This is a genomic window from Rhizobium atlanticum (genome assembly GCF_030182485.1).
GTDB lineage: Bacteria > Pseudomonadota > Alphaproteobacteria > Rhizobiales > Rhizobiaceae > Rhizobium.
This window is the reverse complement of sequence record NZ_JAQJCJ010000020.1, coordinates 30,229-46,872: the sequence shown is the minus strand read 5'-3', so window position 1 is coordinate 46,872 and position 16,644 is coordinate 30,229. Positions and strand designations below refer to the sequence as shown.

The 16,644-nt window shown below is 59.8% G+C and carries 10 protein-coding genes; 8 read left to right on the top strand and 2 right to left on the bottom strand.

What is annotated here, in order from left to right; genetic code table 11:
* Positions 1-7: 7 nt before the first annotated feature.
* The 7 genes from PH551_RS25570 (at position 8) to PH551_RS25540 (ending at position 14,449) form a co-directional block, all read left to right on the top strand.
* Entirely contained in the window at positions 8-1,624 is a 1,617-nt protein-coding gene (locus PH551_RS25570) for a caspase family protein (RefSeq protein WP_285195521.1), read from the top strand.
* Positions 1,621-4,167, top strand: a complete 2,547-nt coding sequence (locus PH551_RS25565; protein WP_285195520.1) for a trypsin-like serine protease — start codon at positions 1,621-1,623, stop codon at positions 4,165-4,167. Before PH551_RS25570 ends, PH551_RS25565 begins: the two co-directional genes overlap by 4 nt.
* A gap of 14 nt (positions 4,168-4,181) precedes the next feature.
* Positions 4,182-5,363 (top strand): serpin family protein, encoded by a 1,182-nt coding sequence (locus PH551_RS25560; protein WP_285195519.1) that lies wholly within the window; start codon positions 4,182-4,184, stop codon positions 5,361-5,363.
* A 41-nt stretch (positions 5,364-5,404) separates the two neighbouring features.
* Positions 5,405-7,810: a protein kinase domain-containing protein gene (locus PH551_RS25555; protein WP_285195518.1), complete on the top strand. Its 2,406-nt coding sequence runs from the start codon at positions 5,405-5,407 to the stop codon at positions 7,808-7,810.
* 292 nt (positions 7,811-8,102) lie between these two features.
* Complete coding sequence (locus PH551_RS25550) at positions 8,103-8,855, top strand: NYN domain-containing protein (RefSeq protein ID WP_285195517.1); 753 nt, start codon at positions 8,103-8,105, stop codon at positions 8,853-8,855.
* Positions 8,856-9,156: 301 nt separating this feature from the next.
* Complete coding sequence (locus tag PH551_RS25545; protein ID WP_285195516.1) at positions 9,157-9,468, top strand: DUF982 domain-containing protein; 312 nt, start codon at positions 9,157-9,159, stop codon at positions 9,466-9,468.
* 256 nt (positions 9,469-9,724) lie between these two features.
* A complete protein-coding gene (locus tag PH551_RS25540; RefSeq protein ID WP_285195515.1) occupies positions 9,725-14,449 on the top strand; it encodes a hypothetical protein in 4,725 nt (1,574 codons plus the stop codon).
* Between the two features lie 482 nt (positions 14,450-14,931).
* On the opposite strand, the gene PH551_RS25535 is transcribed toward PH551_RS25540, so the two are convergent.
* A complete protein-coding gene (locus PH551_RS25535) occupies positions 14,932-15,117 on the bottom strand; it encodes a 4-oxalocrotonate tautomerase (RefSeq protein WP_350223861.1) in 186 nt (61 codons plus the stop codon).
* A gap of 123 nt (positions 15,118-15,240) precedes the next feature.
* On the opposite strand from PH551_RS25535, the gene PH551_RS25530 reads away from it, so the two are divergent.
* Positions 15,241-16,125 (top strand): LysR family transcriptional regulator, encoded by an 885-nt coding sequence (locus tag PH551_RS25530; protein ID WP_285195514.1) that lies wholly within the window; start codon positions 15,241-15,243, stop codon positions 16,123-16,125.
* A 215-nt stretch (positions 16,126-16,340) separates the two neighbouring features.
* Here the strand turns inward: PH551_RS25530 and PH551_RS25525 are convergent, their stop codons facing one another.
* Positions 16,341-16,577 (bottom strand): hypothetical protein, encoded by a 237-nt coding sequence (locus PH551_RS25525; protein ID WP_285195513.1) that lies wholly within the window; start codon positions 16,575-16,577, stop codon positions 16,341-16,343.
* Between the last annotated feature and the right edge of the window lie 67 nt (positions 16,578-16,644).

The following is a 16,644-nucleotide window of genomic DNA, read 5'->3' as shown; positions in this document are numbered from 1 at the left end:
ACCGGCCATGTCCACATTCGCTCCCATGGCCGCCGCACTCGCCCTTCTTGCCCTGGCGGGCACCGATAGCCTCGCCAGGACGATCGAGGCTCCCGAGCGCGGCACGGTCAGAGCCGTTCTGATCGGCATCGATCTCTATCGCAATGTTCCTCCGCTGCACGGCGCCGTCGCCGATGCCGAGGATCTTTCCCTGTCGCTGCGCTCGCTCGGCGTTAAGGACATGACGCTCTTGAAGAACGGCGCTGCCGACCGCCAGGGCATCTTCGATGCGATCGGCGCCGTCACGGACAGGGCAGGCGAGGGCGATCTCATCGTGCTCGGCATAGCCGGCCACGGATCGAGCGAGCCGGAGCGCGTCAAAGGCTCGAAACCGAGCGGCCGCGACGAGGTCTATGTGCTGGCCGGCTTCGATACGAGGCTGCCGGGATCGCGCGAGCGCATCTTCGGCGACGAATTCAAGGTGCTGATCCACAAGCTGGAGCAAAAAGGCGCCGAGGTGCTGTTCATCGCCGATACCTGCCATGCCGGCGGCATGACCCGCAACGTCGATCCGCGCGGCGCCGAGATCACCTGGCGCCAGGCGCCGTCCTATACGATCGAGGAGGATGACCTCGCGCCGATTTCGACCACATCAGATGCCCTCTCCACCGGCTTCGATTACAAGCGGCTGACCTTCCTCGCCGCCGTCGACGACAACACCAAATCGCCGGAGATTACGATTCCCGGCATTGCTGAGAAGCGCGGGGCGCTGAGCTATGCCACAGCCCGCGCCTTCGAAGGCGCGGCCGACCGCAACGCCGATGGCGCCGTGACCCGCCGCGAGCTGTTCGAATATGTGCGCCAGTCGGTCTATCAGTTCACCGACCAGCGGCAGAACATCTTCACGCAAAGCTCGCCTGGGGCGGATCTCGACCACGCCGTCGTCTATGCCTATGACACGGCGGGCCCGGCGGAAGCGCAGACATCGAACGTGCCGCCACCGCCGCCTGAGCCTGCCCCGATCACCGTCGCCGCCCTCGCTACCGAGCCGGTACTGCAGGGTATCGATCCGGCCGTCACGCCGTTCAACTTGACGGATAGCGCCCATGCCGAACTCGTCTTCGATCCGCAAAAACGCGAGGCGATCGCCGGCGGCGATGTCGTCGCCTCCGAAGTCGGCGCCGGCGACATGCCCTTCGTCGTCGACCGGATGGCCGCGCTCGACACGCTGAAGCGGCTGTCGGAGATCAACCCGCAGACCGTGCGGGTGACACCCTCCGACAAGGTCCATCGCGACGGCGAGCGCGTCGGCGTCACGGTTTCCGATCTTGCCGGGCGCAAGCTCGTGCTGTTCGACGTCACCGGCGACGGCACGGTGCAGTTCCTCTATCCCGGCGACAGGGAAGCCGATGCCGAGATGTCCGCAACCTTCGATCTCGACCTTTCCGTCGTCGCCCCCTTCGGCACAGACCTGCTCGTCGCCGTCACCGCCGATCAGCCGATGCCTGGTCTGGTCGAATTCCTGAAACAGAACGACAGGCGGCGCACCGCCGGCAACATCGCCAGACATCTCGGCGAGCTTCTGCCCGAGGGCGCACGCCTCGGATTTACGGTCCTCTATACCTCCGCCGGAGCCAGGCTATGAGTACGTCGATCAGCAGGGTCCTCAACATTGCGGCCGTCCTTCTGCTTCTGGCCACTCCCGCCCTGGCGCAGCAGGACACGGATTTTGCCGGCGAAGATGGCGGGCGGGTGATCGGCGGCCAGGCGGCGAAGAAAGGCGAATGGCCCTGGCAGGTGAAGATCCTGGCGCCCGATCCCGAGCAGCGCGGCCGCTTCGGCGGCCATTGCGGCGGCTCGCTGATCTCCTCGCGCTGGATCCTGACCGCCGCCCATTGCGTCACCAGCGGCCGTTCCGGCAAGCAGGATCTCTTCGCCCGCGACCTCCTGATCGTCGAGGGAAAGCAGAAGGTCGACAAGGTGATCTCGGTCGACGGGCCTGACAAACCTGGCCTCTCCGTCGAAGACGTGATCATCCACGAGGATTTCGACCGCAAGGTCTTCGCCAACGACATCGCCCTCATCAAGCTCGCCGAACCCGCCGTTTCGAAGCCGGCGATCCTCGCCTCGGCCTCGGACGAGGCCGTCGAAAGCCCCGGCCACACCGCCGTCGTCACCGGCTGGGGCTACACAAAGGCCGATCACGGCTGGGATGACAAATACCTGCCGACCGAACTGCAGGAGGTCGAGCTGCCGCTCGTCTCGCGCGAGGATTGTCGCGCCGCCTACCGCGAAAGCTCGATGCGCATGAACCCGATCGACGAGCGCAATGTCTGCGCCGGTTATGCCGAGGGCGGCAAGGACGCCTGCCAGGGTGACAGTGGCGGACCGCTGGTCGCGCAACGCCCCGACAAGCGCTGGATTCAGCTCGGCATCGTCAGCTGGGGCGCCGGCTGCGCCGAAGCCGAACATTACGGCGTCTATACCCGCGTCGCCGCCTTCCGCGACTGGATCGCCGAAAAGACAGACGGCGATGTGCCGAACGCGCCCGACACGTCTGTCCCTTCCGCCGGCGACCAGATGGCGGCGATTGACACCAAGCGGCGGCCTGCTGCTAGCGAGCCGACGGCCGGGACGACGCAGAAAAAGACGCCGGCCGGACAGATCGAGGCCAACCTTACGATCACCACGCCGCCCGACGCCACGAAGGCGCCTGCGGTAACGACGGAGACTCCGCCAGCCGCTTCGCCCGAGGGCAACCAGCCCGAGGTTCAGGCGCCGGCCGCCGAACTGCCCATGGCGGTGCGCTCTCCCGGCGACCGCGCGCTGCTGATCGGCATCGACGACTACGAGATGCGCGAGGCGAAGCTGACGGGCTCGGTCGACGATGTGAAGGCGATGCAGCTCTTCCTCGTCAAGACGGTCGGCTACCGTCCCGAACAGATCCATACGCTCACCAACCGCAAGGCCAGCCGCGCGGCGATCCTTGCCGAAATCGACGACTGGCTGGTGCGCCAGTCGCAGGCCGGCAGCCGCGTCTTCCTCTATTTCAGCGGCCAGGGCTCCGAGGAAATGGGCGCCGAGGCGACGACGAGCCCGACGCTGGTTGCCGCCGATGCCAAGCTGGTGCGCGAGGGGGGCAAGGTGACCGTCACCAACCAGATCCGCGAGACCGAAATCGCCGCCCGGCTGAACAGCCTCAAGGACCGCCGTGTCACGCTGCTGATCGATGCCTGCCATGTCGGTCCCGGCAGCCGCAGTGCGGTGGCCGCACCCGCCGGCGGCACGGTGCGCTGCCTCGGTCCGGCCCTGGCGTCGCTGCAGCCGCCGAACCGCTCCGGCAAGGAAGCCAAGTTCTCCTTCGGCGGCGAAACGGCGATGGTCTGGTCGGCCGTCAACGCAGGCCAATGGGCGCTGGTCGATACTGAGGCCAAGCCGCCGCTCGGGGTCTTCACCCGCCGCTTCATCGAAGGCGTGCAGGAAGGGGTGGCGCGCGCTTCCGACAAGCCTGAGGTCAGCAACGCCGCCCTGCTCGATTATGTCAGGCGCAAGTCCGACGAATATTGCCGGGCGCATTCCGAGGATTGCCGCTTCACGCCGGTGCCGCAATTCTACGGCCTGCCGGATGCGCTCGGCCGCGACGTCGTCACCGGCGAGGAGGCAAAGACGCCGGTCGCCGCCGTCGAAAACACGTTGAAGACCGACAATGAGGCGGGTGTTGCCGTCGACGTGCTGCCCGGCACCTCGGTCAGCATCGGCGACAAGGTGGCGATGCGCGTCTCCACCAAGAAATCAGGCTATCTGATCCTCGTCGATATCGACGCCGCCGGCAAGCTGACGCAGCTCTATCCGAACAAGCGCTCGATGGGCCTGAAACCGACGGCCAAGGGCGGCGACAACAGGCTCGATCCGGCACGGCCGGTGGTCGTGCCGGATGCCCGCAATCCCTATATCGGCTTTGAATATGTGGTGGAGGGGCCGGCCGGCGTCGGCATGGTCGTGGCCATCCTCAGCGACAAGCCGATCGAAGTGCTCGACCTGCCTGACGTGCCGACACCGCTCGTCGGCCAGCGGGCTGCCTTCAACTATGTCTACGACCTCGCCCGCAGCCTCAGGATCGTCGGCGACGACGAGACCGGCGTCCAGGGCAAATGGTCGTTCGATTCCAAATTCTATCGCATCCGCTGAAAGAGGAGCGAATGATGTCGAAATCCATTCTGCTGGCGGGCCTTGCCGCTTCCCTGATGGCGCTGGCGCCCGCCCATGCGGCCGATGCCACTGACACCAGGGCGGTGCTTGCCGCCCAGGCCGGGCTTGCCGTCGACCTGATCGACCGCACGCTGGCGAAGGAGGGGGCGGCCAACATCATGGTGTCGCCGGCAAGCCTTGCTGCCGCGCTCGGTCTCGCAGGCCTCGGCGCCTCGGACGCGGGCAAGGCGGCCATCGCCAGGGGCCTGGGTTTCGGCGATGCGGTCAAGGGGCCGGAGAAGGTGCTGGACGAGATGAACCCGAAGACGCCGCCGGCGGCCGACGCGCCGCTCGCCTCAGGCGTTGCGATCGTCTTCGATGACAAGCTGGCGCTCGTTCCTGATGCCCTCTCCATGCTGGCCGGTCACCGCATCAAGCCGTCGATCGAGGATCTCGATCAGCCGAAATCCGTCGAGCATATCAACGGCTGGGTCAGGCAGGCGACACGCGACGCCATTCCGGTGATCCTCGAAACGCCGCCCGGCGGCGGCTTCATCAGCCTCGGGGCGCTCTCCTTCAAGGCCCGCTGGAAGACCGCTTTCGAGGCTCAGAGCCCGGCGGCCCCGTTCCGGCGGCCGGACGGCTCGACGGTCTCGGTGCCGATGATGCATCTTGCCGGCGACGGCCAGAAATTCCGCGTCGACGATCGTTTCGCAGCCGTCGACCTCGCCTATGCAGGCGAAACCTACCGCATGGTGGTGATCGCGGCGCGCTCGGAACAAGGCGTCGGCGGCGCCGATCTCAAGACCCTTGCCTCCTGGCTTCAGGGCGAGAAATTCGAAGCCGCCAAGGGCGAAATCTTCCTGCCCCGCTTTTCCCTCAATGACGGGCGTGATCTGATGCCGACACTGCACGCGATGGGCCTTTCGCCCGAAAAGGCGAGCGATGCGGCTTTTCCCAAGTTCACCACGGAAAACATCAGCTTGTCGCGCGTTCTGCAGAAGACGATGATCAAGGTCGATGAGAACGGCACGGAAGCGGCGGCGGCAACGGCCGTGGTCACTGAGCGCAGCATCGATCCGAAGCTGGTGCGGGTGAGCGCGGATGCCCGATTTGCCTTCGCGCTCCGCGATACGAAGACCGGCCTGTTTCTCGCCGCCGGGCTGATCGGCGATCCGCTTCTGGCGGGTGAATGACATGCGCTTTGATGAAGACAAAATGGCAGGGGGACACGTGCATGAGAAGTGATCTGATCGCCCGCTACACGATCGGCGAGCCGGTCTATGAAAACGAGTTCATCGTCTATCCGGCTCAGGACAAGCGGATGGATCGTTCGGTCTTCATCGTCGCGCCTGACGTGGCGCTGAAACTGGACAAGGCCCGCTTCGAGCGGGTCTGGACCTCGGTCAACGAGGCGAAATCGCTGACGGCGCGGCGCTTCGTCGAAATCGAGGACCTGATCCCGCCGTCGCCGGAAGACGACAATTTCTACATCGTCGAGAAGCGGCCGTCGAAGACGCTGCACCAATATCTCGAGGAAACCGAAATGGTGGCCTATGATCGCGCCATCGAGATCGGCCGCCACATCCTCGAAGGGCTGGCGACGCTGCATGGGGCGGGTTACGCCCACAATGCGCTGACCGACCAGTGCATCTACGTCTCGGAGGATTATTCCGGCCTCTCGGTCCGGATCGGCAACCTGCACCTGATCTCCAAGATCGGCGAGCACATCATCCCGCCCTATGCGCCGGAATTCGGCGCGCCGGAGATCTATGCCAGCGGCACCTTCTCGGCCTCCGCCGCACTCGACATCTATGCGATGGGCATGATCGCCTACAAGCTCTTCCTGCCGCGGCAGACCTATGCCAGCGTCTTCGACAGCGTCATGGTCTGGGAGGACGAACACCAGCGCGAGCAGAGCTGGAAGAACATCCATCTCGACCCCTCCAACATCTTCCCCCGCCTCGACGTGCTGATCCCCGGTTTTCCCGAGGCGCTGGCCAGCCTGGTCGAAAGAATGCTGAGCCGCGACCCGGCCCAGCGCCCGCGGATGGGCGCCGATGCGCTCGGCGAATTCAGCCGCGTCACCACGGGCATCCAGCCGATGGCCTGGGATCCGCGCGGCGGCATGCCGCCACAGCCTGATGCCCCGAAGCGGAAGAAATGGACGCTGGCGCATTTCTCGATGATCGGTGCGCTGCTCCTGATCTGCATCGGCGTCGGCGTCGTCACCATCCCGAAGCTGCTGCGCCCCGATCCCAAGCTCGTCGCCGATGTCGGCACCTGGAAGAAGGAGGCCGAAAGCCGCAGGGACAAAGCCGTCGCCGCCAAGGCGCCGGAACGCCCGTCAGGCGATGAGGCGAAGCTCTCCTATGATGCCGGCGCCGCCGCACTGACGGAGGCCAATGCCCTGCTTAAGGACGAAGACTATAAAAAGGCGCTTCCCGGCTACCAGAAGGCGGCCATCAGCCTCGGCAAGTCGCTAATCGCCATTGCCAAGGAAAATGCCGAGAAGGCCAAATCGGCCGCTGCCGCCGCCGGCGGCGACAAGGCACCGAGTTTTGCCGAGGCCGACGGCAAGATGAAGGCCGCCGCCGACAGCGCCGCCGCCCAGCAGATGCATGGCGCGGTCGATAACTATGAAGCTGCCAAAACGGCTTACGACGATCTCGCGAAGGGACTGACGGCGCTGACGGCGGCCGAAAAGGACGCTGTGGCAAAACGCGAAACCGTCACCCGCATCGGCGCCGGCGACAGCCCCGACGTCGCCAAGGCGAGCGGTCTGATGACCGAGGCCAAGGCCAAGGCCGAGCAATGGCAGCTGCCGGCCGCGACCTCCGGCTACGCCGACGCCGCCAAACTCTTCGCCGCACTGATATCGGATGTTATGGCGGCCAAGGACGAGGCGACGGCGCTGAAAAAGAAAGTCACCGACCTCCACGCCTCGCTGACGACACGCGCCGGCCCCGCCGATCCGACGCTAACCGCACTGGCGCCGAAGCTGACCGAGGCCGACGGCCGCTACAGCGCCGAGGCCTACAAGCTCGCCATCGCTGCCTACCAGCCGATCCTTGCCGATCTCGAAGCGCTTTCGGCGCGCGGCTTCTGCCCGGTTGCACCGAATGTCGCCTTCGAGACCATCCCTGCCGGCAGCTATCCGCTCGATAATGTCCGGCTGATGACCTCGTCGCTGAAGGATCTCGGCGGCATGCTCGGCGTCGCCAATGGGGCCGTGAAGGTCGAGAAGTCCTTTTGCATGCAGGCCAAAGCGGTCACCCGCGCCGAGATGGCCGAATATTACACCGCCAACGCAGACCCGGCCTCCGCCCAGGCCTATGCCGGCAATCCCGAGCAGCCGGCCGACGACGTGCCGCTCGCCGAGGCGCAGAACTATACCGCCTGGCTGTCGAAACAGCTGAACGCTCCCATCCACCTGCCGTCGGCGACGGAATGGATGGCGAGCGCCGTCAAACTGACGACCGAAAAACTGCCCGACAACGGCGACATCATCCTGCAATGGAGCGCCACCCCCTGCGAAGCCGGCGGCAACGTCGCCTTCATGGCGCAAGAAGGCTCCACCTTCGTCGTCTGCTCGGATGCATCGGCCGGCGGGATTTTTCGGGTGAGCGCCGAGTTGCGGTGACCTGGAGAATGAAAAGGGAGATTCCAGGATGGCGCGTCTCGTCCGGGAAGTGTCAGCGGGCCTTGCTCCCCCTTCTCCCCAGCGGGGGTCCGAAGGACGGGTTGAGACCCGTGGCTCAACCCCTGTCGGTGGCCCGAAGGGTCGGATGAGGGGGCCACACGGCACACCATTCATGAGCCCTTTAGCTGCTTCCATTCGCTCTAAACGATACGCGATGCAACCGCTTGGTCGAAGGAACTACAGCGTTAGCCAACTCAATTTTGGGGCCTACCAATCACCACGGAGCTTCGACATGCCTGAACCACGCTCACCACGTCTTGCTGTTCTAATCGACGCCGACAACGCCTCCGCGAAGATCGTTGACGGTCTATTCGAGGAAATAGCCAAGATCGGCGAAGCGAGCGTGCGGCGCATCTATGGCGACTTCGCCAATGCTCGCTCCAAGGCATGGATCGACGTCCTTGCAAAACACGCGATCATCCCTCAACAACAGTTTGCCTACACCACGGGTAAGAATGCGTCCGACATCACGCTTGTTATCGATGCGATGGACTTGCTCCATAGCGGCCGCTTCGACGGTTTCTGCCTGGTGTCGTCAGATAGCGATTTCACGCGTCTCGCCTCACGCATCCGGGAACAAGGGATCGATGTCTTCGGCTTCGGAGAACAGAAGACGCCGGAGAGCTTCCGCCAGGCATGCCGCCGGTTTATCTACACGGAAAATCTGGCGCCTTCAGTCGTGTCGAACGGAGCGGACGCCGCGCAGGTTGCGTCTTCACTACGGCCGCCCAGCGCCGCAATACCGATCATCAAAAGAGTAATCGCGGAGATGGAGTCTGAGGATGGATGGATCCTGCTCGGCGCGGTTGGAGCCCGACTCGCCAATCTGGCATCTGACTTCGACCCACGAACGTTCGGATTCAAGAAGTTGAGTGATCTGATTAAGAAGACGAACTCCTTCGAGGTCGATCATGCCGAAGGCCGTCCGCTTCGCATCCGCCTGAAAGCTGCTCCAACAAAAAGCAGCGAGAAGCCAGCAACCTAACGCATCGGCAGATAAACGCGAGGTTGGATCTCAGATCCGCCAAAAGCGCTCGCGGGTTTCAGCCGAAACATCGGAACGTGCGGGGACATTCGCATTTCGATATGATTTGGATCGTCGCTCCCTCCGCTCCGGCGCCTCCGGCGTCGGCCTCCTCAGCGTCAGCGCCGAATTACCACGAACTTTCAATCACAAATTCGCGTTTAAGCCGTGCCTTACGATAGATTTCAATTCCAAATTTTTAAATACGCGCGTACATTGAACATGGGGACTGCAGTATCCGTGCGTTGAGGGGTCGGGGAAAATGTGCTGGAATACATCATCAGCATTCACGCCTGTCGGGTTTGCTTTGCGAGGTCCGAAATCTCGCAAGATCGTGTGGACATTGGGCGACGCGGCGCGCCTCCTGATGAATGACTGGCCTTGCGATGACGGCGAGGAATACATGGCTGCCGTCAAAGCCTGCGTCGACGCCATCACCGGCAAAATTTCCCCGGAACAATTCCGCGAAGTGCTTCTGCGGGCGGCCGATGAGGCGGGTATCCGGACACTATCGCTGGTCCCGCAGGGGATGGGTGAGCGGCGGCCGGGTCTGCCCCCCACGTTGCGAACATAGGCTTTCCTTTAGTGGACTATCCGCTTTCGCAGGTTTCTGTAAAGGAACGACCGGTTTGGGGCCGTAAGCGGACCGGCAGCTTCCGGAATCATCAGACTTAAATGCCTCGGATTTCACCTGTGCGAGTTCGGTTCCCACGGCGGCCACGCGAGTCTCAATCTCGCAGCCTGTAGGTGTACCCGTCATCTAGCTCATCTTGAAGAACCGTAGGACGCAGGTCAATTTATTGACATTCAAACCATGAGTCGGGGAAGACATGTTTTCCGGAGGAATCGCGGATAAATTAGGGAATCGATATGAAGCCAAATGGCTTGTTCGGCAGTTGCTGGACGTCATTGGCGGCAAGTGTTCCACCTTAATCTTTGAGGGCATCGATCCCGCCTTCAAGGGATTTGAGTTTTCACTAGCTCGCGATGGCATCACCGAATGGCATCAAACGAAGATTTCGAATCCAAATGGAAACTGGACTCTTGCTGCACTGAGGAGAGAAGGTGTCCTTGAAGCGTTCAAGCATCGGCTTTCCTCCACAACTCACGATCTATGCGTCTTTGTCTCGCAACATCCAGCGAGAGATATCGCTGATCTTGTTGGAAAGGCAGAAATTTGCACTGATAAAGATGAGTTCGTCAAATCTTTGGGAAAGGGTGCCAAGGCTGATTTTGATGAACTCAAAATTTTATGGGGCGTTGATGATAAAACCGCATTCAGCTGGTTAAATCGTAGCCACTTTCGAGTCGAGAGTCAGCGCTCCATCGAAAGCGTTATCGATACATACTGCGATTTTTATTTCGACAATAAATCAAAAACTGAATTTGAAATTCTTCAAGAATTCCTAGTTCAGCGAATAAATCGAGAAATCACGACCGAGAGCGCCAGAGCAGATATTCAAAGGGAGGGAAAGCTAAAGTTTAAAGACTACGCCTTGGACCCCACGCTTGCACAAAGGTTGCATGCCGAGAATTCTGCATATCTCGACACGTACATTCCCTTTGGGGCAGGGCGTGAGACGCTCATACGTCCAGAAGCCCAAGAGATCGCAGACAGAATCGCCGATCCAAACGGACCTCCGGTTATCTTGCTCACTGGTGTTGCCGGCGCAGGCAAATCCGGTGTCATTCGCGAGCTCATTGCAAAGTTGTCATCAGTTGCGACAACTCACCTTGCGTTTCGGGTGGACCACCATTTGGATTGCAAGAGCCCGCAGGCCCTTGGCAGAGCAATAACTGGTCGCGAGGAGAGCCCCGTTGCGACACTAAGGGGTGTCTCGATTGGGCAGAAATCTGCACTCATAGTAGATCAAGTCGATGCAATCAGTGAAATTTCGGGCCGAAACGGTGCAATCAAGCAAGCAGTACTTAAGCTTGTCGATGATGTAAGGAATTTTGGAAACGTTGTCATTGTTATTTCGTGCCGTACTTTCGACCTTGAAAATGATGATCGACTGAAGGCTCTCAAAGATACTCACGGCGTTGAGCATATTGATGTTCAACTGTTAGATTGGGAAAATTCGGTAAAGCCACTCTTATTGTCGAAATCAGTGGCTGTTGATCAGTTCTCTCCCAGCCAGATCAAGCTCTTGCGGCTACCCTTAAACTTAGCGCTTTTCTTCGAAACATACGATCCCCTCGCTCCTATGGTCAGCTCGCGTAACGAGTTGTTTCGTCTCCTGTTAGAGAAGAAACGCAAGGTTATTGGAACAGATCGGACAATTTCATGGGACGTTCTAGAGCCGCTTTCATGCCTAGCAGAGTGGATGAGCGAACGACAACGATTGGACGCGCCGGACGCGGTTCTGTCCAGCTTTGGCGGAGCTCTAAGCGTTTTACCTTCCGAAGGGCTACTCGTTCGGTCCCGTGGCAACGCCAATTTCTTTCACGAGAGCTTCTTTGATTACGTCTATGCCCTTACATTTGCGGGCAGAAAGATATCCTTGGAAGCGCTACTGCTTCAAACCGAGCAGCATCTCTTTCGGCGGACGCAAGTCCGCCAGATACTAGAAAATCTGCGGCAGGTGGATAATGCCCGCTATCTCTGCGAACTACGCTCAGTGGTAGACAATCCAAAAATCCGTTATCACATTCAGGTCGCCGCAGCACAGTGGCTGGGATCGCTGAACGATCCTACACCGGAGGAGCGCGACATTGTCCTCTTGCTTGATAAGACGACGGGACCAATTCCAGCTTTGGTCAGATATGCTTTCTTCGCATCACCTGGTTGGTTTGATAGGTTACAAGCAGACGGATGGGTGCCGGAACAACTTCTCGGCGCGAACACCGAGCGAGCCGACACCATCCTTTGGTGGCTTTCTAATATTGCATCCGAGCGACCAGTGGAAGTCGCCGGTCTACTCGACAAATGGTGGGGAGGCGACCCCGAACGAGCAAAGCGATTACTCAATTGGTTCGGCTTTGTTAAGCGGCAGAAGCCGGACGAAACTCTGGTTGACCTCTGCGCTCGTGTTACGCGTTCGAACCCGCCCGGAATGTTCGAAAGGCGAGGCCAAAACCATCGAGACTTGTTGCTTCATACGTGGGCGGGCGAGAACCCTCACGGCGCCGAAAAGGTGTTGAAGGCGTATTTTGAATCTTGGTTCGAGGCTCATCCGGGGCTGCATCCATTTGAAAGAGACGAGTTCCGGGACCTTGATGCACATTCACTTGGAGAGTTGGCGAAGAAAGCACCAGAAGTCTTCATTGACGGAACGATCGAGACATTCATTCGATCTGTAGATTCGATCGTGTTGAAGAATTCGAACGGCATCAACGATTATTCATTTAGGATGCGCTTTGCTTCGGGGAACCATTTCGGTGCGGATGCCTTCCTGAGCATGTTTCGTGATGCTTTGGCAAAGGTTGCGTTGGAGTCTGCCGACAGGGCGCGCGAGATATTAAAGAGGATCAATCCCGACAAGCACGAAGTCTGCGCTCATATCTGGCTTGAGACGATCGCCGTCGATGGCTATGGCCTAAAGGACCTGTTTGTCGAACTTCTCGATTGTGAGCATATTTTTGACGCCGGCTGGAACGGGGCCGATTGGAAGTCATTTGCGTCTGCGGCGCGAGCCGCGCTGCCGCACCTGCAGGCAGACGGAACTGCAAAGTTCGATAACTTGATGGCCAGTCACAAGCCCGAGCTTGATTTAGCATCAAAGCTGCTGCGCCGCATCAAAGCTGAGGGTGAGGAAGAGCCGTGGCGAACCCGATCGGGAGCTGCACAATACCTTAACCGGTCGGGTCATGAACTTTGGTGCATTCTTGATAGCATCGGAGACGAAGCTCTATCGCCATTAGCCAGGAAGACTCTTGCTCAACTTCGAAGGAAGTTTCGCACGGACAAGCTGCCGGAGCCCGATCACCTTGAAGCCCACTGGGTTCAATCGCCAATAAAGCGAGACAAAGCAGCAAGAATGTCTGACGAACATTGGCTGTCAGCAATATTGAAATACGGTAACGATGGTCACCGCCGCCGAGGCCGCACATTTGTAGCGGGAGGGTCTAGCCAACTTGCCAGTGAACTTAAACACCAAGCCAAGGAACAACCGCAAAGATTCTCGGCTTTCTTGGAAAAAATACCTTCAGGGGCTAACCGCGCCTACATAAACCACTTGCTTTGGGGGCTGGCAGAGTCCGAGGGAGCGAGCCCTGGGGCCTTGAGACGCGCGATTGTTACGGCTCATGAAAGGGACGAGCGAGCATATGGCAGTGAAATTGCTCGGCTAATTGAGAAAAATCCGGAGATAGCTGCCGATCCCGTAATTTTCGAAATCCTTGTCTGGTATGTTGAAAACGGCGATGCCGACGAAACCGATGATGTTGATAGATCAAACACTCAAAGAGAAGTCACAACAATCGAAGACCTGGTTAGGGAAGGGCGTCTGCATATCCGCGGTGTGAATGGGGCTCGCGGGGCCGCGGCAGAAGCACTGGGAAATATTCTGTGGCACGTGCCAGAAGTTGTCGAATCAGTTTGGCCGATTATCGAAAGACGCGCCGCCATTGAGCCTTTGGTCAGTGTTCGTTGCTGCCTGGTTCGTGCAGCCCTACCTCTTTACAATTCGAATAAGGCGCGCTGTGCTAGGCTGCTGGAGCGTATCTCGGGACACCCCGAAACCTTGAGCCAACCTTCCCATTTCCAAGCGGCGTGGATTAGAGCTGCTTTCCCATCCCGGCGCCTTCCGAAGTTTGCAAAGGCGGCTTCCGTTTGGATCGCCTATGCAATTGAGAGAGTCATTCGACGAAGATCCGCTTCTATGAGCAACCCAGATGAGAGCTATTGGTCGGCTCCTCTAGTGACACACAGTGGTATAAGGTTGCTGCCGTACATCCTGCGCTTTGTACCAGAGGTGGGACAGCGGTTGCTGCACCGCATGATCGTTCAAGGTGATCCTAACACCCGGGCAATCGCCGCATGGCTTATATTCTGGCAGAGCTTTCAGGCTGAGGTGTTCTGTTCTCTGGCAGATGCCCTTGCCAAGGACGGCGTGGTATATCGTCGCCTCATGGCCGATGTCGCGTCTCACGCCATCGAGGATGCCGAATTCAGATACCGCGCGGAAACAATTTTGCGGCGCGCCTTCAACGACGACGATAAGCAGGTAAGGAGCCAGGCAAGCGATGTTTTCAGAAACGTGAAGCCTGACGAATTCGACCGATATCGTGAAATTGCGCATGGCTTCATTCGTTCACTCTCATTCGAAGCAGGCTCGTATGGGTTCTTCCACGCACTTGAACACGCTGAATGTAAAGTTGACGATATTGTGGTCGCTGCTACTGAGATTCTCTTGGAGGAGATCGTCAAAAATGGCAACGCTGCAGGGCAGAGATCAATGGATTTGCATCAGTTGCAAGATGTAATAAAAAAGGAATACTCGGTATCTGAAAGCGACCCTCCATTGCGCGCTAAAATCTTAGACCTGATTGATCGCATGCTTAAAATGGAACTTTACGGAGTTGATGCTATAGTTGGTGCGCACGAGCGGTGAATCCGGTTCATTGCTCTGTGCAACTCTACAGATACGCTCTTGAAAAATGCGCGGTGCTTGCCATCACCGGGCGAAGGATGCGCCGAGCACGTGGTCGCTGGCGACCCGAAAGGCCTCGGGGCGGTAGTGAACCTCGTCATCGGAAGGTTCGCGTCGTTTGTCGCGGCACTCGCCGATAACTATCAAGAAGCCCGACGATCGCCGCCTCATACGAGGTGACAAGGTCAAAGCCTGTTCGACGTCTGCTTTCAAGAATACGCACCTGCCGCCTTTATGACCATAGGAAGGCGCAAAAAGCAGCCTTTCTCTTCGGTAAAGGAAGAAGTCTGCTCAGGGCTGAAATCCAAAACTCGGCTTTCCATAGGCCCGCGCGGTGGAGCTGTGGTTGCCCTAGGCCGTAAGCATAGGAGCCGAGTGCCGGCTCCCTTCCCAATATTATGGCCGCTTACCTTAGCCGGAACATTTGACGCTGCAGTCGTCACTCAAACGTCAGATTTCAGCTTGCCGCCAACCGCCCAAGAATCCTTGGCGATCTCCGTAATCAGGATTTCCACCGATTCCGGCGGGCAGGCCAGGGTGTCGACGGCGGCCTTGGTCGCTTCGCGCACGAAGGCGCGCTTCTGCTCGTCGGTGCGGCCGGGATGCATCTGCAGGTGAAGAATGGGCATGGATTTTCCTTCGTTATTGGCAATGTCCGTCGCCTTGCGGCGGGCATGACCACTATGTTGTAAATGCTGAGGTTGATAAATAAGCTGCTGGTATCGTCATTCGAAACCTGTGAGTAGCCAATCATGGACAAGCTCGCCGGGATGGCGATGTTCGTCAGGGTCATCGACAATGGCAGTTTCGCGGCCGCTGCGGAGATCGCGCAGGTGTCGCCGGCCATGGTTGCCAAGCACATCAAGACCATCGAGACCCGGCTCGGGGCGAAGCTCATCCATCGCACCACGCGGCGCCATCAACTGACGGAGGTCGGCCAGCTCTATTACGAGCGCTGCAAGCGCGCGCTGGCCGAAGTGGCGCTGGCCGAGGCTTCGGCAAGCGAGCTGCAATCGGCGCCGCGCGGCCGGCTTCGGCTGGTGGCGCCCGTCAGCTTCGGCACGCAAGTCCTGGTGCCGGCGCTGATCGAATACCAGAATGCCCATCCCGACGTCAGCATCGAGCTGTCGCTCGACAACAATGTCCATGATCTCGTCGGCGAGGGGTTCGAGCTCGGCATCCACATCGGCCCGCTCTCAGACAGCAGCCTCGTCGCCCGCCCGCTCACGCCCTATCGGCGCATTCTCGCTGCCGCGCCGGATTATCTTGCCCGCCATGGCCGGCCGGCCTCGCCGGAGGATCTGACGACCCATCTCTGCCTCGGCCATTCCTACTGGCGCAGGCAGGATCGCTGGCACCTGGTCGGGCCGGACGGTGAAATGCGCGATGTGCCGATCTCCGGAAAATTCTCCACCAACCAGGGCGCTGCGCTGCGCATGGCCGCGCTCGGCGGCGCGGGTATAGTGCTCCAGCCGGAACTGCTGCTCGCCGCCGATATCGCCGAAGGGCGGCTCGAACAGGTGCTGCCGGAATGGTCCTATAGGCCTGTGCCGATGTCTCTCATCTATGCCCCGAACCGGCGCCCGACAGCGATGCTGCGCACGGTGATCGATTTCCTGGTGGAACGGTTTGGCTAGAGCAAATCCAGGCAAAGCGTGAAGCGCTTTTGCCGAGAATTGCGTAAATCCAAAAGGTTCGGTTCTGCGTTCCCGCAGCGCTTCGCCGGCCTCGCGCCGATGATTGCTTTGGGACGGATCCAGAAGCGCAATGTCGAGCGCACGGGATGCTCTTGCTTGTTTGATCGCGGTCCTTGATGGATCGATGACTGCATCGATGGCGTCGAAATCGATAGCTAGCGACGACCGACGCGGTTAACTGGGCCACCTTTATTTACGGCAGTTCCGTGCGTCACTGTACCACGCGCTGCGCGAGCAACTGGACGCGGCCTCAGCACCACCCCGGGTCTTACGACGCAGCCGGCCGGATAACTGATATATTGACAATAGACGACAGCATTTGCGGTATCGATGGGCGGGGCCGTAAATCCAATCGTCAGGAAGGCAAGTGACGCGGCGGCAATTCTTTTCATAGTCTCCTCCTATATCCTCGACACTTCCCCAGAAGTACTGCGGTTGTTCCCACTTCCAGGGGTAGGC